16 protein-coding genes and 1 pseudogene are annotated in these 23,666 nt (G+C 74.2%); 4 read left to right on the top strand and 13 right to left on the bottom strand.

Features of this window, described 5'->3' with window-relative positions; translation table 11 throughout:
* Nucleotides 1-64: 64 nt before the first annotated feature.
* Nucleotides 65-1,057, bottom strand: coding sequence for a helix-turn-helix transcriptional regulator (locus IO20_RS42280; protein ID WP_425423695.1), 993 nt, complete (start codon nt 1,055-1,057; stop codon nt 65-67).
* A gap of 1,310 nt (nt 1,058-2,367) precedes the next feature.
* Between IO20_RS42280 and IO20_RS0103685 the strand changes: the two genes are divergently transcribed.
* Nucleotides 2,368-3,924 carry a M28 family peptidase gene (locus tag IO20_RS0103685; RefSeq protein WP_030546174.1) on the top strand — a complete coding sequence of 519 codons (1,557 nt, stop codon included), beginning with the start codon at nt 2,368-2,370 and terminating at the stop codon, nt 3,922-3,924.
* A gap of 136 nt (nt 3,925-4,060) precedes the next feature.
* A complete protein-coding gene (locus IO20_RS0103690) occupies nt 4,061-5,260 on the top strand; it encodes a cysteine desulfurase-like protein (protein ID WP_030546172.1) in 1,200 nt (399 codons plus the stop codon).
* Between the two features lie 3 nt (nt 5,261-5,263).
* Here the strand turns inward: IO20_RS0103690 and IO20_RS0103695 are convergent, their stop codons facing one another.
* The 11 genes and pseudogenes from IO20_RS0103695 to IO20_RS0103745 all read right to left on the bottom strand — a co-directional run bounded on the left by IO20_RS0103695 (nt 5,264) and on the right by IO20_RS0103745 (nt 18,220).
* Complete coding sequence (locus IO20_RS0103695) at nt 5,264-7,084, bottom strand: ABC transporter ATP-binding protein (RefSeq protein WP_078945829.1); 1,821 nt, start codon at nt 7,082-7,084, stop codon at nt 5,264-5,266.
* Nucleotides 7,081-8,820 carry an ABC transporter ATP-binding protein/permease gene (locus tag IO20_RS0103700; protein WP_030546168.1) on the bottom strand — a complete coding sequence of 580 codons (1,740 nt, stop codon included), beginning with the start codon at nt 8,818-8,820 and terminating at the stop codon, nt 7,081-7,083. The genes IO20_RS0103695 and IO20_RS0103700 overlap by 4 nt, the downstream gene beginning before the upstream one ends.
* A 67-nt stretch (nt 8,821-8,887) precedes the next feature.
* Nucleotides 8,888-10,048, bottom strand: a complete 1,161-nt coding sequence (locus IO20_RS0103705; RefSeq protein WP_051874270.1) for a nitroreductase family protein — start codon at nt 10,046-10,048, stop codon at nt 8,888-8,890.
* 8 nt (nt 10,049-10,056) lie between these two features.
* A complete protein-coding gene (locus tag IO20_RS0103710) occupies nt 10,057-11,436 on the bottom strand; it encodes a YcaO-like family protein (RefSeq protein ID WP_030546164.1) in 1,380 nt (459 codons plus the stop codon).
* Entirely contained in the window at nt 11,433-12,920 is a 1,488-nt protein-coding gene (locus IO20_RS0103715) for a CocE/NonD family hydrolase (RefSeq protein WP_030546162.1), read from the bottom strand. Before IO20_RS0103715 ends, IO20_RS0103710 begins: the two co-directional genes overlap by 4 nt.
* Nucleotides 12,921-13,144: 224 nt before the next feature.
* Nucleotides 13,145-13,987 (bottom strand): annotated as a pseudogene (locus tag IO20_RS0103720) (hypothetical protein); the annotation flags it as partial.
* Between the two features lie 92 nt (nt 13,988-14,079).
* A complete protein-coding gene (amiA, locus tag IO20_RS41155) occupies nt 14,080-14,193 on the bottom strand; it encodes a streptamidine family RiPP (protein ID WP_243900507.1) in 114 nt (37 codons plus the stop codon).
* A 56-nt stretch (nt 14,194-14,249) separates the two neighbouring features.
* On the bottom strand, nt 14,250-15,068 hold the full coding sequence (locus tag IO20_RS0103730; protein WP_030546158.1) for an ABC transporter ATP-binding protein: 819 nt from the start codon (nt 15,066-15,068) through the stop codon (nt 14,250-14,252).
* 73 nt (nt 15,069-15,141) lie between these two features.
* Complete coding sequence (locus IO20_RS0103735; protein WP_031126810.1) at nt 15,142-16,149, bottom strand: FecCD family ABC transporter permease; 1,008 nt, start codon at nt 16,147-16,149, stop codon at nt 15,142-15,144.
* Entirely contained in the window at nt 16,146-17,114 is a 969-nt protein-coding gene (locus tag IO20_RS0103740) for a FecCD family ABC transporter permease (protein WP_211270342.1), read from the bottom strand. Before IO20_RS0103740 ends, IO20_RS0103735 begins: the two co-directional genes overlap by 4 nt.
* A gap of 128 nt (nt 17,115-17,242) precedes the next feature.
* Nucleotides 17,243-18,220 (bottom strand): ABC transporter substrate-binding protein, encoded by a 978-nt coding sequence (locus IO20_RS0103745; RefSeq protein WP_211270339.1) that lies wholly within the window; start codon nt 18,218-18,220, stop codon nt 17,243-17,245.
* Between the two features lie 92 nt (nt 18,221-18,312).
* Here IO20_RS0103745 and IO20_RS0103750 point away from each other — a divergent pair, with 92 nt between their 5' ends.
* Together IO20_RS0103750 and IO20_RS37430 are read left to right on the top strand one after the other, a co-directional pair.
* A complete protein-coding gene (locus IO20_RS0103750; protein WP_030546150.1) occupies nt 18,313-19,512 on the top strand; it encodes a YncE family protein in 1,200 nt (399 codons plus the stop codon).
* A 159-nt stretch (nt 19,513-19,671) separates the two neighbouring features.
* Nucleotides 19,672-20,415 (top strand): TetR/AcrR family transcriptional regulator, encoded by a 744-nt coding sequence (locus tag IO20_RS37430; protein ID WP_051874250.1) that lies wholly within the window; start codon nt 19,672-19,674, stop codon nt 20,413-20,415.
* On the opposite strand, the gene IO20_RS41955 is transcribed toward IO20_RS37430, so the two are convergent.
* Nucleotides 20,384-23,188 carry a helix-turn-helix transcriptional regulator gene (locus IO20_RS41955; protein WP_051874249.1) on the bottom strand — a complete coding sequence of 935 codons (2,805 nt, stop codon included), beginning with the start codon at nt 23,186-23,188 and terminating at the stop codon, nt 20,384-20,386. The two genes, IO20_RS37430 and IO20_RS41955, sit on opposite strands and share 32 nt — an antisense overlap.
* Nucleotides 23,189-23,666: the final 478 nt, after the last annotated feature.

The following is a 23,666-nucleotide window of genomic DNA, read 5'->3' on the forward strand; positions in this document are numbered from 1 at the left end:
AAGGGTCGTCACTCGAGGCATGGCCGCGAATGTAGATCCGGACACCAGGGCGGCACCAGGCCCTTCAGGGAGCATCGGGCATGCTCCGAAAGGCGTACTGCCGCTCGCCCTTCCCCGCAGGGTCGATGAGCCGCGCCTCCAGCGCCTTGTTGACGGCCCCGATGCGCGAGGCCGCGCCCAGCTTCTCGAAGATGTTCCGCAGGTGCCGCTTCACCGTCGCCTCGGTGATGCCGAGGAGGACGGCGATCTGACGATTGCTCAGCGCTTCGGCGACACGCATGAGGACCTCTCGTTCGCGGGGCGAGAGGGGCTGCCGGGCGGCACCGCGGAACGCGGTTCCCGACGTCGCGCCGCACGGCAGGGCGATCATGACCGCCGAGGAGTCGCCGCGAGTGAGTTCGTGGAGCTCGAGGCGGCGCAGGGCGAGGCCGGCCGCGCTGCCGACGCGGTCGTGGATCTCCCGCGCCATCGCCTCGCGGCTGCGCCGGGTGGAGTCCCGTACGACATCGAGCAGCTGGTGGTCGCATTCGTCCGCGCGGTCCGCCCCGCACGCGCGGTCATCGGCGTCAGTGCGGCCAGGGGCGTCAGCGCCTTCCGCGCCGTCCGTCAGTGAGCGCGTGACCGCCGCCTGAACCCGTGCCGGCAGCCGTACAGCGCTCGGTGCGCCGGACGACCGCAGGGTCAGGGAGCGCTCCAGGTACTCCGCGACGACCTCGACCAGCAAGGATCCCGCACGCACGGCGTGGACCGACACGGCTCCTCCCCGGGCGATCCGGCCGGCACCCCGCGGGCCCGTGAGCCGCACGGATCGCGGCTCGCCCGATGCCCCGGCACCGGTGCCCGGCGTGGCCCAGCACTCGTTCAAAATTCCATGAACCCGATCACATACGGAATCCCAGGCTTCCATGTCCAGCCCGAGCGGATTGCGTTCTTCGACGAGCCTGCTCCGATAGGCGTCGAGCAACCCGGCCTCGCAGGAGAGTAAATGCGCGGCCGACTCCTCGTCTTCGACACAAGGACCTCGCCGTGACTTTCCCCGCGCCGATGTGTCGGACACGTCTCCCCCTTCCCCGATGCCCATCCCTCCGCCGGTTCCCTCGACACACGGACGGTGCAAAACGGAGAGAAATGCCGGAGATCGCCATGATCTTGCCGTACCACCAAAAGGACGTCAAGTGGGCGTGCCCATGGAATCAACATGTTCATACGCCATTGACGAAGACACCAGTCCTCCGAAAGAACTCGGACGGCGACGAACGTCCGACCCGTCGACTTCCGGTCCGCCCGAGGGTCACCACAGGGACCGCCCAAGGGCCACCGAAGGACCGCCGAACACCCGTGGTGTCACGGGCGAACACCAACGGAACACTGTGACAGGGGCGGCCCGACACCACCAGCCGATCCCCCACCACCCGTCAATGCGGCGCTGACGCGAACGTCTGTTTCCGGCCGACTGGGCACCGCCCTCCGGGCGCACGACGGACACATCCCACATCGCCGCATTCATGTCGTATCAGGTCACCATGGACTTGAATTCCCTGCCAAGTCGCGACGCACGCCACCATGACCATCCGAGTGAAATCCTACGGAATACGAAACGGCTGCCCGTCCACAACCCCGGGACCAATACCCCCGGCCGAATACCGCGTCCTCCCAGAGGGCCCGAAATCCTTTCGGACCATTCCGATCCCTCCGGAAAACAATGCACCACACGGGCGCACGGGTTGCACTGGTAAAGGCACTCCCGCATATCGGGGGCTCCCGCACGCCCGGGGGCGGGGGCTCGTATGCCGAACCGAAGAAGAACGGCCACCGGCGGCCGGGCTTCGGCCGGTCCGCGCCGATCCGGGGGCCTCGGCTGGCCGCTGAGCGCCGACAGCCCCGCCCGGCAGACGCCCCGCCGGGTCACCATCGCCCGTACATCGCTCGAACGCCACGACATTCTGCGGCCGTTCCTGTCGTATACCGAACGACCGAAGCGGATTGCCCGGACGGGGATGCAAATCCTCAAGGAACGGCATGCTCCTGGGAGTGGCTCGACACGTCCGGCCGCCTTCATCCCGCCCCGGGACGACTCGCCATGTCCGCGTCATGCCGATTCCGCCCCGGGCATTTCCTGTCGGCGGGAGAGAGCGGCGCGGAACTCCCGCAGTCCCCCACGGGTCGACGGGATGTCGTCAGCCGGCGCCGAGGCCGGACGGTGCGACGCCGGTCCGCCACGCGCCCCTGCCTCCCACCCCCTCACGAGGCCTTCACAGGGACGCCATAACTATGGCTGGAATGCAGCGAGTTGTGGCTCGTGTGTTCACAGAACCCCCCAGAGATCGCTAACTTCCCCTCAACCTCGTTCGCCCCGGGAAGGACCTCGTGAACGCATCCTCTCGCAGAGCCACGGCCACCCTCGCCGCAGCCGCTCTGGCGACCCCGCTCCTCCTGGCCTCCGCCTCACCCGCCTCCTCCGAGCAGGACAGGGCAGGCCGGGAAGCCGCCGCGCTCTCGAAGGCGCTCGTTCGCGAGGCGTCCGCCGAGGACGCCTTCAAGCACCTCCAGAGGTTCCAGGCGATAGCCGACTCGGCGGGCGGCCACCGCGTCGCCGGCTCGCTGGGGCACGACGCCTCGGCCGCGCACGTCTACCAGCAGCTGAAGAGGGCCGGGTACGACGTCTCGTACCAGCGGTTCGACTTCATCTACACGCAGACGCTGGCCGAGAAGCTCTCCACCATCACCCCGGCCCCACGCGACATCGAGATCAGGGCCCTGACGTACACCCCGTCGACGCCGGTGGGCGGGGTGACGGCCGAGGTGGCGGCCGTCCCGGTCGACGCCGACGGCACCACCGGCTGCGAGCCCGGCGACTACACCACGGGCACCTACACCGGCAGGATCGCGCTGATCAGGCGCGGCGGCTGCTCCTTCGCCGCCAAGCAGCAGCAGGCCGCCGCCGCGGGCGCCACCGGCGCCCTCATCTACAACAACATCGACGCCGGATACGGTCCGCTCTCGGGCACCCTCGGCGACCCGGCCGCCGCGAAGATACCCACCGGCGGGATGAGCAAGGCCGAGGGCGAGAAGCTCGCCGCCGACCTCGCCCAGGGCCCGGTGACCCTCTCCTTCGAGATCCGCCAGCTCCAGGAGAAGCGTTCCACCAACAACGTGATCGCCGAGACGAAGAACGGCGACGCCGCCGACACCGTGATGCTCGGGGCCTCGCTCGACTCGGTGCTCGCGGGTCCGGGCATCAACGACAACGGCTCCGGCGCCGCCGGACTGCTCGACGTCGCGCTCAAGCTGGCCAAGAAGGAGAAGCACCCGCGGAACAAGGTGCGCTTCGCCTGGTGGTCGGCCGCGGAGAGCGGCCTGCTCGGCTCCCACCACTACGTCGCGAACCTCACGCCGCCCGCCATGCAGGAGATCAAGCTCTACCTGAACTTCGAGCTGATCGCCTCCGCGAACCACGGCCTGTTCGTGTACGACGGCGACAACTCGGACGGCGCCAACACGCAGACCGCCCCGGCGGGCTCCGACCGGCTCGAGCGCGACATCACCGCGTTCCTCGGCACGAAGGGGCTGCCGCACGCCGGCACGCCGTTCGTCGCCCGCTTCGACTACGGCCCGTTCGTCACCGCAGGCATCCCCTCCGGCGGTACGTTCGCCGGCGCGGAGGGCCTCAAGTCGCCTGCCGAGGCGCAGAAGTTCGGCGGGACGGCTGGGGTCGCGTTCGACCCGAACTACCACGCCGCCGGGGACACCCTCGGCAACATCAGCATGACGGCGTTCGAGCGCAACATCGACGTCATCGCGAACGCCGTCGGCACCTACGCGCACGACCTCGGCAGCCTGCGGCAGCCGTCCGCCGCCGGGCGGTCCGACATCCGGCCGACCGGCGACGCACCCGAGGGCGTCGGCCCCGGCGTGACCGAGTAGGACGGCCCCCACCCCCGTACTCCCGGTGCCGGCGCCCCGTCCGACGGCCCGGCACCGGTGGTCGTGCACCGTCCCACGGCATCCCGCGACCCAGACGCACCGCCCCAGACGAGCCGTCCGACAGAAAGCCGAGGCCATGCCCATCGACGTCACCGCACTCCGGGCCCACTTCCCCTCCCTCGACCACGGGCTCGCCTTCTTCGACGGGCCGGGCGGCACCCAGACCCCGCGCCCCGTCGCCGAGGCCATCGCCGCGACGCTCACCGGCCCCCTCTCCAACCGGGGCACGGTCAGCCCGTCCGAGCGCAACGCCGAGCAGTCCGTCACCGACTTCCGCGCCGCCTACGCCGACCTGCTCCACATGCCCGCGAGCGGCATCGTCCACGGGCGCAGCGCCACCCAGCTCACGTACGACTTCTCCCGCACCCTGGCCAAGGGCTGGCGGCCGGGGGACGAGATCATCGTGAGCCGCCTCGACCACGACACCAACGTCCGTCCCTGGGTCCAGGCGGCCGAGCACACGGGAGCGACGGTCCGCTGGATCGACGTCGACCCGGAGACGGCGGAGCTCGACCTCAGGTCGTACGAGCGGGCCCTCTCGTCCCGGACCCGGGTGGTGGCGGTCACCGCGGCCTCGAACGTCCTGGGCACCAAGCCGCCCGTCCGCCGGATCGCCGACCTGGCCCACGAGGCGGGCGCCCTCGTGTACGTGGACGGGGTGCACTACGCGGCACACCACCTCGTGGACGTGCCCGCGCTGGGCGCGGACCTGTTCGTGTGCTCGCCGTACAAGTTCCTCGGCCCGCACTGCGGCGTGCTCGCCGGAGCGCCGGAACTCCTCGAGACCCTCCGCCCGGACAAGCTCCTGCCGTCCTCGGACGCCGTCCCCGAACGCTTCGAGTTCGGCACCCTGCCGTACGAGATCCTCGCGGGCGCCCGCGCCGCCGTGGACTTCCTCGCCGCGATGGACCCCGGCCCCGGCGTCACGCGCCGGGAGCGGCTGACGCGGTCCCTGGCCTCCCTGCACGCACACGAAATGACGCTGCGTACGAGGCTGGAGGAGGGCCTCAGGGACCTCGGCGACGCCGTCACGCTGCACTCGAAGGCCCAGGACCGCACCCCGACGTTCCTGATGACCCTCGAAGGCCGCGACCCGCGCGAGGCCCAGCTCCACCTGGCCGCCCGCGACGTCCTCGCCACCGCCGGCCAGTTCTACGCGCACGAGCCGTTCGCCGCGCTGAAGCTGGAGGGCCCCGCCCTGCGGGTCGGTCTGGCGCCCTACAACACGACCGACGACATCGACCGGCTCCTCGCGGGCCTCGCCGAGTTCCTCTGACGTTCAGAAGGGGATGTCGGCGAGGGTGCGGTTGAGGGCACTGTCGGGGCGGCCGGTGAGCTCCTCCCACGTGCCCTCCTCGGCGACCCGTCCGGCTTCGAGGACGGCGATGCGGTCCGCGCGGCGGATGGTGGCGCGGCGGTGGGCGATGACGAGGGTCGTCCGTCCTTCCTCACGGAGCGCGGTGGCGAGTTCGGCGTCGCTCGCGTTGTCCAGGTGGGCGGTGGACTCGTCCAGTACCAGGACTCTCGGCCGCGCCAGGAGCGCGCGGGCCAGGGCCATCCGGGCCCGCTGGCCTCCGGAGAGGGTGGCGCCGCGCTCGCCGACCGGGGTGCTCAGGGGGGCGATCCGGTCGACGCCGCACCGGCGGGCCGTCTCGGCGAGGAGGTCGTCGTCGGCCTCGGGGGCGGCGAGCCGCAGGTTGTCGGCGAGGGTGCCGTGGAAGAGGGGCGTCTCCTGGCCCACCAGCGCGACGGCCCGCCGCAGGTCGGCGTCGCCCACCTCCCGTACGTCGACGGGCGGCCCGTCGGCGGGGATCAGCTGGACCGCCCCGGCTGACGGGTCCCAGAAGCGGGCCAGGAGGTGGGCACAGGTGGACTTGCCCGCACCCGAGGCGCCGACCAGGGCGAGGGTCTGCCCCGCGGGGACGGTCAGCTCGACGCCGTCGAGTACGGGGCCGCCGCCGTAGTCGAACCGCACCCGGTGCAGTCGGACGCCCAGCGGGCCGGGGGGAAGCGCGCGGGGAACGGCGGGCGGCGGGGCGAGTGCGGGGGCCTTGACGGCCGCGCCGACGCGGGCGGCGGCGGCACGCAGGGCCACGGCCTGGCTGAGGGACCTGGCCGACTCCGCGACGGGCCCGAGCACGGCGAGGGAGAGCGCCATCGCCGCCGGTGCCCAGGCGCCGTGCAGCCGTCCCGAGGTCATGGCGTGTGCCGCGGCGGCCACCACTCCGAGGAGCGCCCCCACGATGAGGAGATCGCGGACCGCGGCGGCGCCGGCCTCCCAGGTGGCCTCGGCGCGCTGGGCGTCGCCGACCTGCCGTCCGCGGACCGCCAGTCGGCGGCGGCGTCCGGTGAGGGCGCCGAAGGCGAGCAGCTCGCGCAGGCCGTCGACGATCTCCACCGTGTCGGCCGAGAGACCGGCGACGGCCGTCCGGGTGCGGGCGCCGCGTGCCGCGCGCCCGCGGGCCTCGGCGAAGGGGGCCGCGGTGAGCAGCGCCGCGACCGGCAGGACGGCCGCGAGCAGCCAGGGCTCCACCGTGGCGAGGACCGCCGCGCCGCCGGTGAAGACCGTACCCGCGGCGAGGAGCTGTGCGGTGGTGTGGGCGTAGAGGAACTCCAGTGCCTCGACGTCGGCCATGGCGGTGGCGGCGAGGTCGCCGCTGCGCCGGCCGGCGACGCGGGCGGGCGCGCTGCGGGCGAGCCCGTCGAAGACGCGTACGCGCAGCGCGGCGAGGACCCGGTAGGCCAGGTCGTGCGAGAGGTCCATCTCGCGCCAGGTCATCAGGGCCCGTACGAGCACGAGGGCGGCGAGCGCGGTGACGGTGCCGGACGAGGGGGCCCGGCCTTCGATGACGGCCGTTCCCACGGTGTGGGCCGCCAGGGTGAGGAGGGTGACGAGGGAGGCCTGCTCGAGGAGGGCGGCGGCGCAGGTGCGGGCCGTCATGGCCCGGTGCTCGGCGAGGGCGGGGAGCAGCGCGCGCAGGGAGCCGCGCTCGGGCACGACCGCGTCGGGGGCGGTTCCAGCCTCGGTGGCGGTCGCGGTGGCGCCTCCGGCCTCGGGGGCGGTTCCGGCCTCGGTGGCGGTCGCGGTGATGTCGTTCATGCGGCGAGTTCTCCCGGGTGGGTGCGGCCGGCCTCGACGAGGCGCGCGTAGACGCCGCCGGCCGCGACCAGGCCCGTGTGGTCGCCGACGGCGTCGACCCGTCCCGCGTCGAGGACGACGATGTGGTCGGCGTGGCGGACGGCGGCGAGCCGGTGGGCGATCACCAGGACGGTGCGGTCGCCGACGGCGTTCAGCAGTTCCCGGACGATGTCCGCCTCGCGGCGTTCGTCGACCGAGCTGGTCGCCTCGTCGAGGACGAGCACGGGGGCGTCCGCGAGGAGGGCCCGCGCGAGGGCGAGCCGCTGTCGCTGCCCGCCGGACAGGGTGGCGCCGCGCTCGCCGAGGACGGTGGCGTAGCCGTCGGGGAGGGCGGCGATCTCGTCGTGGACGCCCGCCACGCGCGCCGCCGCCGTCAGGTCCTCGTCCGCGGCGTCCGGCCGGGCCATGCGCAGGTTGTCGGCGATCGTGGCGTGGAAGAGGTACGTGTCCTGCGACACCACGGCGACGCCCTGCCGTAGCGCGTCCAGGGAGTACTCGTCGGTGCGGCGCCCGTCGAGCGTGATCCGGCCTTCGTGCGGGTCGTGGTGGCGCAGGAGCAGGGCGAGCAGGGTGGACTTCCCGGCGCCGGACGGGCCGACGATCGCGGTGGTGCGTCCCGCCGGTGCGGTGAAGGAGACTCCGTGGAGGGCGGGTTCCGGTGCGCCTTCGTAGCTGAACCGGACGCTGTCGAAGCGGAGTTCCGGGGGTGCCTGCCACTGCCCGGAGGCGGTCCCGGTGTCGTGGACGGCGGGTTCGGCGGTGCGCAGCGCCGCGATCCCGTCGGCGGCCGACGCGCCCAGGTATCCGGCGTGCCATTCGCGCGCGAGGTCCCGGACCGGCCGGAAGCATTCGGAGGCGAGGAGCAGCACCAGGTAGGTGCCGGTCGCGGTGGTCGATCCGCTGACGGCCGACCAGCAGGCGAGGAGCGCGGCGGCCGCGGTGCCGCCCTGGATGGCGAGGTCGGTGATGCCGGTGTCGACCAGGGAGACGCGCAGTTTGGCGACGGTCGCCCGGTGCAGTGCCGCCGAGCGCTTCTCCAGTCGTTCGCGGGTGCGGCCGACCGCGCCCGCGGCCCGCAGGGCGGGCATGCCCTGCAGGGCTTCCAGGTAGTCGGCGCCCAGCCCTTCGTATGTGTCCCAGTGCTCCTTGCCGCGGGCGGCGAGGAGGCGGTCCCAGGCGCGGGGACCGGCCAGGGCGAGCAGCAGGGCGGGGACGAGACCGAGCAGCGCCGTCGGTTCCACGGCGGCCAGGGCGACGAGCACCAGGGGTGGCACGGTCAGGGTGATGAGGAGCTGGGGCAGGTAGCGGGAGACGTAGGCGTCGACGCCCTCGACGCCGTCGACGAGGGTGGTGCGGACGGCTCCGGCCCGCGCGGTGGTCAGGTGGGCGGGGCCCAGGCGGCCCAGGTGGGCGAGGAGTTCGTCCCGCAGGGCCACCCGGACCTCTGCCCCGGCGCGGGTGGCGGTGCGCCGCTGCCAGGTGCCGAGCCCCGCGCGGGCGGTGACGACGGCGAGCACCCCGGCCAGCAGCCAGGGGACTTGTCCGGTGTGACCGCGGGCGAGGTGGGCGAGTGCGACGGCCAGCAGGACCGCCTGTCCCAGGTGGGTGAGGGTCACGGCACCTTGCAGGAGGGTGGCGGTGAGCAGCGGGCGCCGGGCGCGGAGGGCGGCGCGGCGCAGCTCGGGGTGGACGATCATGCGGTGTTCTCCTCGTCGGCGTGGAGGGTGCCCGAGTGGTGTCTTGTCGATCAGTCGGGTCGTCGGATCAGCGGCCGCGAGCCCGGTCCGACCGGCGGGACGACCCCAGGGCCAGGCCGTGGACGATCCAGTCCTGGCCGGGTGGGGCGCCGAGCGCCGCGCCGAGGTCGGCCTGCTGCCAGGAACCCACGGGCCGGGCGGCGAGGCCGTGGCGCCTGGCGGTGACATGGGCGAGGTGGACGGCGAGTCCGGCCCGCAGGTGGGTGCGGCGGATGTGCGCGTCGTCGGAGTCCGCGGGGCAGCCGCGGGCGAGCAGGACGGCGCCCGCGTCCGCGATCCAGGCCTGGCCCGCCGCCCAGGCCGCGAGCGTCGGGCGGGCCTCGCCTGCGGCGCACCGCCGTGGTGCCGCGCCGTCGGGGGCCGGTTCCATCAGGCCGGGCTCGGGGCCGCCGACGGCGGCGCACCAGCGCAGGTCGCCGCCGCCCGACCGGACGGCGGTGGCGAGGACCGCCCGCAGCGCCTCGGGGCTCGGGGTGCCGCTGAGCGGCGGCGGGTCGCTCCGGCGGGCGAGCAGCTCCTCGGACGTGGGCGCGCCGTACGGCGGGCGGTCGGGCCGGCGGGCCGGGCCCGGCGGGGGAACGCGTACGGCGGCGAGGGGGCTCGTCGTGTGTCCGTCGAGCCGGAGTCCGGGCTCCGCCGTCCCCAGCGCCCGGGCCGCGAGGAGCAGCGCCGCGGCGGCGTGTCCGGTGTCGAGGAGGAGGAGCGGCATGGCGCGGTGGCCGTAGTGGGAGGCCGTGCGCCGTGCGGTGACGGAGAGTTCGGCGGTCAGGCCCGGCGGCGTGCCGTCGGGCTCCTCGCCGAGGCGGTGGACGCGGTGGCGCAGTGGGTCGTAGCCGTAGCGGCCGGGGGGCAGCGAGCAGCCGGCGCCCACGACGAGTGCGGTGTCCACCGGGTGCAGGGCGCCTGCGGAGGCTGCCGGCCGCAGCCTTCCCGAGTCGTCCGACGCGGCCAGGGAGAGCCGCAGCAGGGCCCGCACATCGAGCTCCGCCGGGCCGCCCTCCGGGATCGTCAGCGGTGGCCCCGGCCAGGCGGGGACGGCCGGTCCCGCGGGTGTGTCGGGGCCGGGGCGGCGCGGGGAGCGGGCGAGGGCGAGGGCGGCGGTGAGGTTCTCGGGGTACGGGTCGGGGCGATGGGCGGCCACCGGGCGGCGCACGTCGGGGTGTTCCACGGTGGTCCTCACATGTGCGGCGGAGGCGCGAGGGTGAAGTCCTCGGGCGCGTGCGGCGCGGTCGGCCGCCAGCCGCGCCGGACGGCTTCGACCGCGAGCCTGGGGCAGCCGAAGTAGCCGAAGGCGGCGGGGGCGTTGGGGAGGAGTCCTGAGACGAGGACCCGGGCCACCCGCAGGGACGTCTCGGCCACGTCCTCGGTGGTCAGGTCGAAGGTCATGAGGCGGTGGCCCCCGGTGCGCAGCGCGCGCTCGAGGCGTTCGCGGCTGCCGGGTTCCACCGCGTCGACGGGAACGGTTCCGTGGGCGGGTGCGGTGAACCGCCGGGCCTCGGCGGCCATCCGCCCGTCCAGCCACACCTGTACGTGCGCGCCCAGGTCCCGTACGTGCTCGAACCGCTCGCCGCAGGCGTCGAGGTAGCGGCCGTCGGCGCGGTGCTCCAGGTAGAGCCCGCGGGCCAGCAGGCCGGCCTCGACGGCTTGGAAGACCCAGCCGTCGGGGTCGGTCAGGCCCTGGGTGAAGACCCAGGTGTGGACGGCTTCGAGCACCGCCTTGCGGGCGGCCTCCGCGGGGTCGTACTTGCAGGCGAACCCGGCCGCGTACAGGCCGAGTCGAGGGTCGTGGACGAGCGCGGCCATGCACGGGGCGAACTCGGAGGGCATCTCCACGAGGTGGACGTCGAGCGCGGATCCGGCCAGGTCGTCGAGGAGGCCGGGGACACTGGCCGGGTCGATGCCGCGGGTCGGCCCGTCGAGGTGCCACCACAGTTCCAGGGCGTCGCGTTCGACGACCTCCAGGAGGCCGCGCTCGACGGCGTCGTCGAGTCCCTGCCCGGTGGCGATGCCCGCGTAGTTGAGGTGGTGGGTGCGGGGCAGCTCCCGCAGCTCGCCCTGGCGCCAGTTGAGATGGGTGAGGGCGACGGGTGCCCAGACCTCCGCCGTCCGCCCGTCGGGCAGCCGTTCGGTGCCGCGTGTCCACAGGGACGGGGTGTCGGCGGTCAGGCGGCGGTAGGGGAACTTCTCGCGGGTGTACTGCCATGGCGCGTACGCGGGCAGGTCGTCCGGGCCGTAGAGCCGCAGGCCCTTGTCGGCCAGCTCGGCGGCGGTGGCGCGCAGGGGGGCGTCGGGGTGACCGGCCGGCGGCACGCGGTTGCCGCAGTACCGCTCGATCCCCTCGGCTATCGCGGCGACACGGGCCTGTTCGGGGTCGCCGAAGGTGGTGCCGAGTGACACCCGGTCGGCGGGCCACAGGCCCAGTCTGCGGGCGTCGGATATCTCGGCGGTGAGCGCGGTGTAGCGGGGTGGGGCGCCCGCGGGGTGCTCGACGGGCTTGACCTTGCGGACGATGCCGCAGACGGGGTCGACGAGTGCTTCCAACGGCAGCGCCGTCATCGCAGGATCTCCTTGGCGGGGTCGGTGGGGGCGGGGCGGGACGGGAGGACGTGCAGGCTCAGCGCCACGCTCTCGGGGTCGACTTTCCGCCCGGAGGCGAGCAGCCGGTCGGCCGTCACCGGGTCGTCCCCGCTGTGGGGGTTACGGGCGTGGGCCGGGAAATGGTGTCCGGCGATCTCGAGGCGGAGTCGGGTGCCGGCCCGCAGCCGCCGCGCGATCCGGCCGAGCTCGACCGTGAACCCGGCTTCGCGGCCGGCCGGTTCCTGGCGCCGCAGGACACCGAGGGCGAGGCGCTCGGCCGTTCCCTCCGGTGTGAGGGCGACGAGGCGGACGGCCCAGTCGGCGGACGGCGTGTCAGCCGTGGCCCGCAGCCGTACCCGTACCGGCCCGACGGCGTCGAGCGGACGCGGCAGCGGCGCGGTGGCGAGCAGGCAGCGGTCGGACGGTCCCCCGGTGGGTACGGCGAGGTCGTCGGAGCGGACCGGGCGGTCGGGATCGGCGGTGAATGCGGCGCCGCGCAGCAGCCGCAGCCGCTGGGTGCGCGGTTCGCCCTCGGCGGCGGCGGGCAGCCACAGGTCCGCGCCGCCGAGCGCCACCGCCCCGTGGCGGCCGGAGGTGAGGTCGCCGGTCAGGGCGCGGCGGGCCCATCGCACGTACAGCTCGCCGAGGCCCAGCCGGTGGGCCGGGCCCGCGCCGGGGCCGGGCGCGGCGACGAGTCCGTGCCCCCAGGGGCCGAGGAGCAGTCGTGCCGAGGGACCGCCCCAGGTGTGCCACAGGGCGAGGGTGTCCTCGGTGAAGTGGTCGTGGTGGCCGCCGACCGCGAGCAGCGGCATGCCGGCCCGCGCGGCCCCCGCCGTGAGACGGCCGCGGTCGTCGTGCCGCCACAGCTCCGCCCAGGAGGGCAGGCTTCGGCCCAGCCGCTCGGGGAGGCCGGTGAGCGGCAGGTGGGCGAGCAGGCCGGGGTCCGCCGCCAGGGCCTCGGCGAGCGCGCCGTCGTCGGAGTCCCGGCGGTCGCCGTGGGCGGCCCACCATCCGACGCGGCTCAACAGTCTTTCCACACCTGAGGGTTCGCGGGCGGTCTCCGCGGCGCCGAGCGCGGGCACGGCGGCGATGACGGCGTCGGGCCGCGCCTCCCGGTCCGCGTCGAGGGCGAGGGTGAGGGCGCAGTGCGCGGCGTAGGAGGCGCCGACGGCGACGAACCGTCCGTCGCTCCACGGCTGCCGGCGGATCCATCGGGCGGTCACGGCACCGTCGGCGGCCTCGTTCTCGTACGGCCGCCACTCCCCCGGCGAGGCGAACCGGCCGCGTACGTCCTGGACGACGGCGGCGAAGCCCCGGCGGGCCCAGCCGCGCGCTTCCGCCAGGTGCCGGGCACGGTGGTAGGGGGTGCGGATGAGGACGGCGGGGAAGGGCCCCGCGCCTTCGGGGAGTCGCAGGTCCGTGGCGAGGTCTTCGGCGACCGGGGCCGTACGGAAGGACGTCATCCGTCCGTCTTCGGCGTCGGTGAGCCGTCGGACGGCGGCGCTGACTTCGACGTCGGTGAACCGCCGGACAGCGGCGTCGGCTTCGGCGTCGGTGAACCGCCGGACAGCGGCGCCGGCTTCGGCGTCGGTGAACCGCCGGACAGCGGCGCCTGCTTCGACGTCGGTGAACCGCCGGACAGCGGCGCCTGCTTCGACGTCGGTGAACCGCCGGACAGCGGCGCCGGCTTCGGCGTCGGCGCGACGGCGGGGACCGGTAGGACCGGGTGTGCGGTGACGGTCAGCGTGCGCAGGTCCACCTGCCGGAGCCGGCGCCGGGCCGGGAGCCCGGCCGCGTCCGGGGTTCCGGTGGCCCACCGGCCGAGGTCGTCGGCGAGCAGGGCCGCGAGCAGCGCGGCCTCGGGTACGCCGAGCGGGACGGGCGCGCCCGTCGTACGGGGCCCGTCCCAGTAGGCCGCGAGTTCGCGGTGGGCGGGGGTGGCGGCGAGCCGGCGGGCCCTGACGTGGGCCGAGGTGACGTCGCCGGGAGCGGCGGCGAGGGGTTCGACGTACGCCTGCCAGCCTTCGCGGTGGCAGCGCAGCCAGGCCACTCCGTGCGCGGGCAGCCGGTCGGCGGCCTCCCACAGCCCGTCGGGTACGGGTCCGTCGAGGCACCACACGACGGCGGCGGGGTCTCCGTCGAGCAGGTCGTCCATCCGTGCCGGTGCCCCCTCGGGTGCGGTCACGGCGGGGGTGGTACGGGGCTCGGCGCCCAGGGCGGCGAGGTGCGAGGCCAGCGGCCGGGTGAGTACGGGGTCGCCGAGGAGCCTGATGTCCCGGCGGCCGGCGGGCCACGGCGTGCACCGCGGCTCCTCCGCGAGGTATCCGGCCTCCTCGAAGGCCCTTACGACGCGGTGCAGTTCCTCGTCCGTATGGGTCGCGCCTGTGCCGGAGAGCAGGGCGAGCAGGGCGCTCTCGTCCGCCGCCCCGGTCCTGACGCTGAGGAACTCCCCCTCGGCGGTGCGGACGGCGAGGCCGCGCCCGGGAACGGTGACGACTTCGACTCCGGGGACGAGCCGGTTGCGGGGCACGACGATCCTCCTGACGGCGGGGCTTGGGATGGGCGTGGGCCCGCCCGAAAGGCGACGGGCGGGCCCACGGTCGAGGGTGGTGAGCCCCTCGCTTACTCCTCGGTGTCCTCGAAGGGGTTCTCGACGAGCGCGTTGGAGTGGGAAGCCGAGTCGTGGGCCAGCTGACCCGGGTCGGCGATCGGGGCGAAGATCTGCTCGTTGTCCATGAACTCTCCTTGTTCGTAAGGGAGATGCGGCGTTCGGTCGAGCGCCGTGATCGACACTAATGGATGTGATTTTCATTTTCTATAGCGGCGAAGGTGGCCAGAGGGTGATCTGGGTAACACACGGGCCAGCCGCCCTCGGGGTCCACGCCGACCCGGCCGGCCACCTTCAGGACGTCCGCAAGCAGCGCCGGTGTGACGACCTCCTTCGGCGTTCCGTCGGCCACCACGCGGCCCTCGCGCAGGGCGACGACGCGTTCGGCGAACCGGGCGGCGTGGGCCAGGTCGTGCAGCACCATCACCACGGTGAGGCCGCGCTCCTCGCGCAGCCGGACCACCGTCTGCAGCACGTCGAGCTGGTGGTGCAGGTCCAGATAGGTGGTCGGCTCGTCGAGCAGCAGGACCCGGGTGTCCTGGGCGAGCGCCATCGCGAGCCGCACCCGCTGCCGCTCTCCCCCGGACAGCGCGTCCACGTCCCGGTCGGCCCACTGCTCCACGCCGACGTCACGCAGCGCCCGGTGCACCACGGGGTCGTCGCCCTCGCGCAGCATGCCCAGCGGGCCCCGCGCCGCGTATCGCCCCTGCCGCACCAGATGGCGGACCGTCAACCCCGGTACGGCCGGGGCGGACTGGTGCAGCAGGGCCACTCTGGCCGCTGTGGCACGCCGGGAGAGTCCGGCGAGGTCGTCCCCGCCGAGCAGCACCCGCCCCCGGCCCGGCCGGAGCAGTCCGGCGGCCAGCCGCAACAGGGTCGACTTCCCGCAACCGTTGAGGCCGATCAGGGCGGTCAGTTCGCCCGGTCTCACGGTCAGGTCGACGCCCCGCAGGACGGGCCGCGCGGGGTAGCCGAAGTGGACCCCCTCGACCTGGATGCCCATGGACTGCGCCTGGGGCTGGGAGTGGGACCGGGGCTGGGAGTGGGAATGGGTCATGCTCTGTCCTCCGTCGACTTCAGAACGTTCGGCCCGGCACACGGCGCACGACGACCAGCAGCAGGGCCGCCCCGAGGCAGGCGGTGAGTGCTCCCACCGGCAGCGTGAGCCGTCCGGAATCGAGCGCCACCGCCAGCAGCCGCGAGGACAGCTGCGCCGCGGCGTCCGCCCCGCACACCACGACAGCGCCCGTCAGGGCGGCGCCGGGAAGGGTCACCCGCAGGTCCGCGCCGAAGAGGGCCACGGCCAGATGCGGCACGAGCAGACCCACGAAGCCGAGCGCTCCGACGGCCGCCACGGCACCCGCCGTCAGCGCCACCGCGCACAGCAGGGCGAGGGAGCGGGCCCTCCCCGCGGAGAGGCCGGCGGCCAGGGCGATGTCGTCACCGCAGCGCAGCAGGGTCAACGGCCCGGCGAGCAGCCACGCGGCGACCCCCCAGACGAGCGCCCAGGGCCACAGCAGATGCCAGTGCTCCCACACGCGACCCTCCGTCGTGCCCACCAGCCACTGCACGACGCTGCCGAGTTCGCCCGGCTTCACGAGCAGCACCATGGCGGTGAACCCGCCGAGCACCGCCGACACCAGCACGCCGTGCACGGCGGTCCGCGCCGGGTCGCCGCCCCCACGGCCCACGAGCAGCCACAGCAGCAGCGCCCCGGCGCAGCCGCCGGCACAGGCGGCGAGCACCACGGCCAGGGGCGAGTCCCATCCGGCGAGCCCGAGGGCCGTCGCGGTCACGGCACCGAGGACCGCCCCCGGCGTCACGCCCGTCACCTCCGGTCCCGCGAGGGGGTTGCGCAGCGCGGACTGCAGGACGAGCCCGGCCACGGCGAGGGACGCGCCCGCACCGAGGGCCACCAGCATCCTGGGCAGCCGCAGCCGGAGCAGGATGTGACGCTCCGTCGCGTCACCACCCCCGCCGAGGACGTCCCAGACCGCACCTGGGGTCATGCCACGCCCGGCGACGAGTTCCAACCCCGCGCACACGGCGGCCAGGACCGCGAGCAACACGAAGCGTCGCTTCACCGGGCTTCCTCCGTCCCGGCCGTCCGGCCACGGCGGCCCGACCGCATCAGGGCGACCCCGGCCGGTACTCCCAGCAAGGCCGTCCAGGCACCGACCGGGGTCTCCACGGGTGCGAGGGCCAGCCGGGCGGGGACATCGGCGACCGTCACGACGACGGCGCCCCAGGCGGCGGACCACGGCAGCCAGCGCACCGCACCCGACGTGGGGGCGAACCGTCGCGCCAGGTGCGGGGCGAGGAACCCCACCCACGCGACCGGGCCGCAGACGGCCGTGACGGGCGCGATCAGGACGACGGCGACGGCCAGCGCGGCCAGCCGTGCCCGCTGGGCCCGCACCCCCAGGGCCTCGGCGTCCTCGTCGCCCAGCCGCATCACCGAGAGCACCGGAGCGCAGAGCACGAGGGCGGGGGCCGCGATCAGCAGCCAGGGCCAGAGTCCCGCGACGTCGTCCCAGGTCCTGGCGGAGAGCGAGCCCAGCAGGTAGCGGTAGATGAGCTGGAGGTCGAGCTGGTCCGCCATGACCATCAGGACGAGCAGCGCGGCCTGCAGGGCGGCCGCGACGGCGGCACCGGTCAGCAGCACGGCGGACGGGCCGCGTCCGAGGCCCGCGGCGAGCAGGGTGAGCCCGCCGCCGAGCGCGGCCCCACCGAGCGCCAGCAGGGGCTGGACCACGGCGGGCAGGGAGAGGGCCAGGACCAGCGGCGCGGCCACCCCCAGCGCCGCCCCGGACGAGACGCCGAGCATCTCCGGCACCGCGAGGGGATTGCGGAGCGCCTCCTGGAGGACGAGCCCCGCCGCGCCCAGGCAGGCTCCGGCGACAAGTGCCAGCACCAGGCGGGGGAGGCGGAGTTCGGTGACGACGACGCCGGCGAGCGTGGTGTCCCCGTCGAGCACCGCACCGACGAGCTGGTGCGGTGGGACGTACGGGGTGCCGAGGCACAGCGCGCAGAGCGACGCGGCGGTCAGCGTCAGGATCACCAGGAGGGGTTGCCACGCCCGGACGCGGGGCGGGGGCGACGGAGCCGCGCCCGCCGTACGGCCCTCCGCGTGGAGGGCCGTGGCATCCGCCGGGGCGGCCGCCGAGGAGGGCGTCCTCACCGCAGCGCGGCCGTGGCCTCGTCGAGGACGATGCCCAGCGAACGGGTCCCGCGCCCCTTGGCCCACACTTCTGAGTCCACCTCGTGGACGTCGCCGTTCCTCACGGCCGGGATCTTGCTCCAGAGGGGGTTCTTCGCCAGCTTCTCCGAGAGCTTGCCGTTCGCGTCGCCGAAGCTCATCGTCTCGACGAACAGCACGTCGACGTCCTGGGCGAGGATCTCTTCGAGGCTGTAACTTCCGTCCACCCCGCGCGACTTCCACGGGTAGTCGGCGATCTTGGGGAAGAGACTGGCGGTCACGTCGCCCTCCGGGGTGGCGACGCCGAAGTTCTCGTCGCTGCCGTAGATGATGAGGGCGGTCCTGTCGCTCGGGGCCTTCTCGGCCTTGGCGAGCTTGGCCCGGAAGGCCCGCTCGGCCTTCTCCCCCTCCGCGGTGCGGCCCGTGAGGGCGGCGGCGTCGCGCAGGTAACCCACGCTGTCCTCCCACGTCTCGGGCTGCATGGCCCAGAACGTCGTGGCGCCCTTGAGCGCGGGGGCGAGCTTGCCGTGGGTGTCACCGAGGCCGATCACGAGGTCCGGCTTGTGGGAGAGGATCGCCTCCACCTCCGGGGCGATGAATCCGCCGGGGATGACGTCGACCTGCTTGGCCTTGGCCTCCCCGAGGAAGGCGGGGTGGGCGAGCAGGGCGCCGTTGGTGGCCGCCGGGACGATGCCGAGTTCGGTCAGGATGTCGTCGCAGAGCGCGAAGAGGCAGACGATCCGTTCCGGCGCCTTCGCCAGGGACACCTTGACGCCCTTCACGTCGGTCAACTCGGTGGCCGCCTTGATCGGTTCGACGGTGACCTCGGTCTTCGCGGTGGGCCGCGCCTTGTCGTTCGCGGGCTCGCCCCCGGTCGAGCCGCAGCCGACCAGGACGGAGCCCACCACCGCCGCGGTGAGACAACTACGGACGAATCTGGACGGTGCGTGCAGCATCGATGCCCTCGCTTCTCGGCAGGAACCCGGAACGCGACGAACATACATGATAATCGTTTTCACTTTCACCTGCCCGGCTTCCAGGAGGATCCATGACCACCCGTGCCGCCGCCCTGCTCGTCTCCGACCACGTGGACGGATCCGTGCACGTCCTGTCCGTGCCGGACGGCAGCGTCATAGGCCGCCTCACCGGACGTCATCTCTCCGAACACGCGGGCCTCCTGGCGCTGCCGGGAGGACGGGTCGCCTGCGTCGACGACCGCCGGGGAGAGCTCCTGGTGCTCGACCCCTTCGGCGAGGAGCTGGTGCGGCAGAGCGTCCCGGTCGCCGTGCCCGCCGAGCATCTCGCCTGCGATCCGTCCGGCCGCCTGCTGGCCGTCACGACCGGCCTGGGCAAGAACACCGGGCCCTGGTCCGACCTTCTGACGGTCGTCGACCTGTCCACAGGCGAGGCCAACCGGGTGCGCACGCGCGTCGGCGAACCGGGCGTGACGGTGCCGGCCGGCGGCGACCCGCTGGTCGTCCTGCGGCACAGGGAGCCCGGCGCCCTCGCCGTCCACCGCTTCGCGGATCTCCTCGCGGCTCCGCCCGGCTGCCCCGTGGTCGGACCCCACGCGCTCCTGACGCTGCCGGACGACGGGCACGGTGACGCGTACGACCCCGCCACGGGGCGGGTGTTCGCGGCCACGGGCGAGGGGGTGCACACGGCCCGCAGGGAGGGTGACACGCTCGTGGCGGGTCCTGTGATCCCCTGGGAGTCGTCCGCCCGCGGCTGGTACCTCCGTCTCGACACCCGTCGGCGGGCCCTGTGGACCACGCTGCGCGGCGGCGCTCCTGACCCGCTGCGGTGGCCGGAGTGGACCAACCAGGCCTGGCGCCACGACCTGGAGACGGGCCGCACGCGCCGCACCGAACTCGGCACCGGCCTGGTCTTCCGGCTGGCCCTCGCTCGCGACCACACCGCCTTCACCCGTATCCACCCCGACGGCGACGAACTGGTGCTCCTCGGTGCCGACGACACGCTTCGCCGCGTCCCCCTCCCCGCCATGGACGGCGCGCCGCGGCGCGGCGGCACTCCCTGGGAGGGTGTCGAGCGCCGCGCGGTGGCCGCCTCGCCCGGCGCCGACTGGGTGGCCGTGACCCGCGGCGGCCATGGCGAGGTGCATCTCGTCGACGCCCGGACGGGCGACGAGGTGGCCCGTCCCCACGTGGGCACACCGTTGCGTCACGGCGGCCACATGATGCTGCTCGGACGGAACGACGGCGCTCACGGCGACCCCGTGGGGCGCTGACGGGAGGAGCCCCGGCGGGCCCACCGGCGTGGCGGAATCACGACAGTCGTGTTTCGGTAGGGCCGATCCCGTACCGCGGGCGGTCGCGGTACGAGACGATGTCGCTCCCGAGGCCCCCTACGGTGAACGCCGCGTTCGGCGGTGTGGAGCAGGAGCCAGGTGAGACACGGTGAGACACCGGCGCCGGAGCGTCCGACGCAGCCGCTGACCCGTCCGCACATCGTGGCGGCGGGACTGCGGCTGCTCGAGCGGGAGGGCGCGGCCGGTCTCAGCATGCGCAAGCTCGCCGGCGAGCTGGGGAAGGCCCCGGCGGCCGTCTACCGGCACGTCAGTGACAAGCGGGAGCTGATGTCCCTGCTCTTCGACGAGGTGTCCCGGCGGATCGTGCTCCCGGAGGTGGGGGACGATCCCAGGGCGGCCGTCCTGGAGGCGGCGCAGAGCGCGCACCGCGTGATGGAGGAGCACGGGTGGATCGCCACCGGGATGCTCGACGGGGCGCTGCTCGGCGCCACCTCGATGCGGCTCTCCGAGTTCATCCTGGACGCGCTCGTCCGCGACGGGATGAGCGACGCGCAGGCCGCCCGCCTGGACGTGGCGATCTGGCAGTACCTGGTGGGGCATCTGGTGGCCGTACGGGCCGCCCCGTACCCGCCGGTGCCGGGCGGGGACGAGGACTACCCGACGGTACGCAGGGTCGCCCCGCTCGTGGCGTCGATGAGCGACCACGAGCGGTTCACCGCCGGGCTGGTCGTCCTGCTCGACGGGGCGTTCGCGGAGCCGCGGGCAGCACGCGACGACACGGCCGGGCACGGCGGCACGGCCGGGCACGACGACGTGGCCACCCGCGAGGCTCCGTCCGTCAGCCCGTCCCTCAGCCCGTCCGGAGCCGACGCGGTGGAGTGAGCGCCGGCCGGGGCTGGTAGAGCAGCACCGCCGCCGGGGCGGGGGTCTCGTCCGCCGGGAAGTACCGGGTCAGCTCGTGCCGGCCGCTGATGCGCAACTTCCGGTACGAGTGGGTGAGATGGGACTCGACGTTCCGCAGGCTCACCTTCAGGAGCTGAGCTATGCCCCGGTTGCTCATTCCGCGGGCCGCCAGTTCGGATACCTGCCGTTCGGTAGGGGTGAGCAGCGACTCGGTGGAGTCCTTGCGCGGGTCGGGCCGCCCGCCCGCGTCCCGCAGCTCCCGCTGCACCGCCTCCACCAGGCCGTCGGCGCCGAGCGAGATGCCGACCTCGTTGGCGCGGTGGAGCAGTTCGCGGGTGCGCCGGGCCCTGCCGCTCTGCCGGTGGGCGCGCCCCGCCGCGTACAGGGCGTGGGCGAAGAGCAGGGGCGCGGAGGCCGGTTCGAGGACTTCGGCGGCCTGTTCGGCGAACTGGAGCGCCTCGCGTCCCGAGCCTGCCGAGGCCTGGGCGACGAGGGCCCTGCCCAGGGCGAAGGGGGCGCCCCAGCGGCGGGCGCGTTCGGTCTCCTCCCTGGCGGCGCATCGGGCGGCCGCCCCGTCCCCGAGGGCCGATTGGAGGGCGGACCGGGTGGAGAGCCAGGGCAGGATCGCCGGGTTGTCGACGCCGCGGCGGGTCAGCTCGTCCCCGCAGTGGGCGATCAGCGCGAGGCCGCGCTGTGCCTGGCCCATCCGGCCCAGGGCCCGTCCGGCGCTGTGCAGGAGGTGCAGCCGCCACCAGGTGACGGGCTGCTCCCCGGGCAGGGGCGGGGCCTCTTCGAGCAGGGCGCCGGCCGCGGCGATGTCGTCCTTCTCCAGGGCCACGTCGATGAGGACGCTGCGGGCGAGCGCCCCCACGTGGAACTTGTCGGCGTCGATCCGGGTGAGCAGGTCGAGTGCCGTGCGGGCGTCGCTCCCGGCCTCCGCGAGGAGGCCGCGGTGGAGCTGTACCAGGCCGCGTACGGCCAGGGCCTCGGCGATCCGGGTCACGGTGCCCTCGGTGTGCGCGAGCCGTACCTCGGTGTCGATGTGGCGCCTGGCCTCGTCGACGTCGCCCGCCCAGAGCAGGGCGAGGAGCGCGTGGTACCAGGTGGTCGAACCGTAGGGGGCGCGGGGCACGGTGAGGACGCGGTCGGCGATCCTCCGTACCGCCGCGGCCGAGTCCCCGGCGGCGGTACGCAGCAGCAGGACGCGCTCGAGCCGGTCCTCGTCCCGGTCGCCGGGCCGGTAGGTGCCCTCGTGGAGCCGGATGTGGGTGAGCCGTTCGCGCAGTCGCGCGGCGGTGGCGGGGTCCGGGGTGCCGCTCTCGCTCCTGGCGTGCTCCAGGACCTGGCGGGCGCAGGCGGGGTCGTCGAGCCTGAGGAGGATGTCGGAGAGCCGCAGGGCCTCCCGGAGCCGTTCGGCGGGGCCGCAGGCCCCGGCGGCGTGGGCGGTGAGCGCGCGGGCGGAGGCGGGCAGGTCCAGGGCGGTGAGCGCCTGGATCCGCAGTCCCTCGGCGCGGGCTGACTGGTCCTCCGGCAGGCCGTGCAGGACGGCCTTCTCGATCAGCCGCCGGGCGCCCGCGGGGTCGCGGCCGACCATGCCCTGGGCGACGTCGAGCAGCAGCCGTGCCATCCACGGCTCGTCCAGGCGGTGGGAGCGCAGCAGGTGGGCGGCGACGTCCTCGCAGGAGGCGCTGCGGCGTCGCATGAAGCAGGCGGCGAGGCGGTGGAGTTCGGCGCGGTCGGCGCAGGGGATGTCCTCGTAGAGGAGTTCCGCGAGCACGGGGTGACGGAACGTCATGTCGTGGGAGCAGAGCAGTCCCGACTCGGTGAGCCGGCCGAGGGTGCGGCAGGCGTCTTCGGTGGACACGCCGCAGAGGGCGGCGAGGATGGAGGGGTCGAGGGGGGCGCCCAGGATGCTGGCGGCCCTGGCGACGTCGAGGCCGTGCGGGTCGAGCCGTCTGAGCATGCACAGGATGCGTTCCTTGACGGCCTGGAGGCGCAGCCCCTCGTCCGGCGCGTCCGCCGGCCCCCTGCCGGCGGGGCCGGTCGGCGCGGTCCGTAACCGCTCGGTGAGCAGGTAGGGGTTGCCGCCCGTTCCCGCGACGAGCGCGTCCACGGACTCGTGGTCGTGGCCCTGGAGGGCGGCGGCCAGGTCGAAGGCGGCGCTGGGGCTGAGGTCGTGCAGGTGGATGTGCCGGTCGGCGCGGACGCCCTCCATGAGTTCGACGAGGAGGTGCTGGTCGCTCGCCGGTTCGCCGCAGCGTTTGGTGGCGAGCAGGACGACGGGGAGGTTGTCCAGGCGGCGGCTGAGGAAGCCCAGCCAGAGCAGGGACCTGCTGTCGGCGTGGTGGACGCAGTCGACCGTCAGGAGGATGGGGGTGCGCCGGGCGGCCCTGCCCACCGCGGCGCACAGTTCCGCGAGCAGCGGGTAGTCGGGTTCGTCGGGTCCGCCGCCCGGCGGGGCTCCGCCCGACGCGAAGGCGCGTTCCCAGCCGTGGGCGGTCTCGGGGAGCGTCCCGAGGAGCTGGTGCACGACGCCGAGCGAGAAGCGCTGTTCGGCGGGGGACGCCGTGGCGGAGAGTACGACCATGCCCTGTTCTCGGGCGGTCTCCTCGGCCCAGCGCAGGAGGGAGGTCTTGCCCGTGCCGATGATCCCCTCCACCAGCGCCACCGAGCCCGCGCCACCTCTCGCGGCGTGGAGCATCCCGGTGATGACCTTCGATTCCTCGCTCCTGCCGAACAGTTCCTGGGGCACGGTCCTGCGCCTCCTGCCTGAAGAGTGAATGCGCGTCGTCAGGGTCGTTATCCGGTCATGACCGGGCCGTCGACTCCCTGGCAGAAAGGGCTTCTTCCGACGGTGTGGAGAAGAGTCCGAGCCTCCACTTCGGCCCCCCGATCACCGGTGAACGGCGTACACCTCTGATGCGCTCCGACGCTAGCACGGGCGTGCGCCGAATTTGTATGACCGGTTCCTCCCGAAGGATTCGAGGCATGTTCCTTCGGCCATTACTTCGGTCCTCCCGTATTGATGGGTGCGGGTACCGCACGGGTACGTTTCCCAGGCATCTCGCGGTGACCAGTGAGCGATGCGGAAAGCACTCCCCGCGCGTTCTGACATATTCGCCCGCGACCTAATGGCGAGAATCTGATGGAGGGACCGGTGCCCGCGTGACCGTGATCAGTGAGGAGCGTCGTCCGTCGGGGGCGACCGTCGGGCGCGCCGGCGCGTGGTG

The sequence above is a fragment of the Streptomyces exfoliatus genome (assembly GCF_000725545.1).
Classification (GTDB): domain Bacteria; phylum Actinomycetota; class Actinomycetes; order Streptomycetales; family Streptomycetaceae; genus Streptomyces; species Streptomyces exfoliatus.

Coding starts and splice junctions, on each gene's coding strand:
- IO20_RS0103700 (WP_030546168.1), bottom strand. CDS start 8,820: ATGATCGTCCACCCCGAGCTGCGCCGCGCCGCCCTCCGCGCCCGGCGC.
- IO20_RS0103695 (WP_078945829.1), bottom strand. CDS start 7,084: ATGAACGACATCACCGCGACCGCCACCGAGGCCGGAACCGCCCCCGAG.
- IO20_RS0103715 (WP_030546162.1), bottom strand. CDS start 12,920: ATGACGTCCTTCCGTACGGCCCCGGTCGCCGAAGACCTCGCCACGGAC.
- IO20_RS0103750 (WP_030546150.1), top strand. CDS start 18,313: ATGACCACCCGTGCCGCCGCCCTGCTCGTCTCCGACCACGTGGACGGA.
- amiA (WP_243900507.1), bottom strand. CDS start 14,193: ATGGACAACGAGCAGATCTTCGCCCCGATCGCCGACCCGGGTCAGCTG.
- IO20_RS0103690 (WP_030546172.1), top strand. CDS start 4,061: ATGCCCATCGACGTCACCGCACTCCGGGCCCACTTCCCCTCCCTCGAC.
- IO20_RS0103730 (WP_030546158.1), bottom strand. CDS start 15,068: ATGGGCATCCAGGTCGAGGGGGTCCACTTCGGCTACCCCGCGCGGCCC.
- IO20_RS0103745 (WP_211270339.1), bottom strand. CDS start 18,220: ATGCTGCACGCACCGTCCAGATTCGTCCGTAGTTGTCTCACCGCGGCG.
- IO20_RS0103710 (WP_030546164.1), bottom strand. CDS start 11,436: ATGACGGCGCTGCCGTTGGAAGCACTCGTCGACCCCGTCTGCGGCATC.